The organism is Sulfuricurvum sp. (assembly GCF_028681615.1).
Taxonomy (GTDB): domain Bacteria; phylum Campylobacterota; class Campylobacteria; order Campylobacterales; family Sulfurimonadaceae; genus Sulfuricurvum.
This window is the reverse complement of the sequence record NZ_JAQUHV010000035.1, coordinates 1-1,213: the sequence shown is the minus strand read 5'-3', so window position 1 is coordinate 1,213 and position 1,213 is coordinate 1. Positions and strand designations below refer to the sequence as shown.

At 42.1% G+C, this 1,213-nt stretch carries 1 protein-coding gene; it reads left to right on the top strand.

Annotation, left to right across the window (positions count from 1 at the left end; translation table 11 throughout):
* A partial coding sequence (locus PHE37_RS13815) for a molybdopterin-dependent oxidoreductase (protein ID WP_300008841.1) occupies positions 1-1,213 on the top strand: 1,213 nt, incomplete at both ends.

Below are 1,213 nucleotides of genomic sequence, written 5' to 3'. Positions count from 1 at the left end.
GTCGCTTTCCAGAAGGGACTTTCTAAAAACAACCGCAGCAGCGAGTGCTGCAGCTGCCGTGGGTATCAGTGTACCTAGTGAATTAAAAGCTGCTGCTGAGCACGCCGAAAAAGATTGGCGTTGGGATAAAGCCGTTTGCCGTTTTTGTGGTACCGGTTGTGGTATTATGATGGCGACCAAAGAGGGTAAAGTTGTTGCTGTAAAAGGTGATCCAGCATGTCCTGTTAATCGTGGCCTTAATTGTATTAAGGGCTATTTTAACGCAAAAATTATGTACGGAGCAGATCGTCTGAAAGAGCCACTTTTACGTATGAACGATAAAGGTGAATTTGACAAGCACGGACAATTTAAGCCCATTAGTTGGAAAAGAGCATTTGATGAGATGGAAAAACACATCAAATCAGCCTTTAAAATAGGTGGCCCTGAAGCGATTGGTATTTTTGGTTCAGGTCAATACACTATTCAAGAAGGTTATGCTGCTGCAAAATTGATGAAAGCGGGTTTTCGTGCCAATGGTATTGACCCAAATGCACGTCACTGTATGGCTTCTGCCGTTGCTGGGTTTATCCAAACCTTTGGTATTGATGAGCCAGCAGGCTGTTATGATGATATTGAACTGACCGACACCGTTGTTACATGGGGTGCCAATATGGCGGAGATGCATCCAATCCTTTGGTCCCGTGTAAGTGATCGAAAATTAACCTCACCCGATAAGGTTAAAGTCGTCAATATCTCTACCTACACGCACCGTTGTTCTGATCTTGCAGACATCGAAATTATTTTCTCTCCAAGTACTGACTTAGCGTTGTGGAATTACATCGCTCATGAGATTGTGTATAACTACCCTGAGTCTATTGATTGGGATTTTGTTAAAAAGCACACCATTTTTGCGACGGGTTTTGCCAATATTGGTTATGGTATGCGCACAGAAGCAGATGCTAAGAAAAATGGTTATTCAGAAAAAGAGTTAGAAATTAACCGTAAAGAGGATGCCAAAGTTATCTCTGAAAAAGAAGCTCCAGGTCTTGCACATTTAGGTGTCAAAGCGGGCGATACCATGAAAATGGATAAAGCAGGAGCGGCTGGCGCGCATTGGGAAATTTCTTTTGAAGATTTCAAAAAAGCATTAGCACCTTATACGCTTGATTATGTCGCCAAAATTGCTAAAGGAAATCCAGACGAATCTTTGGAAAGCTTTAAAGCAAAATTGCAA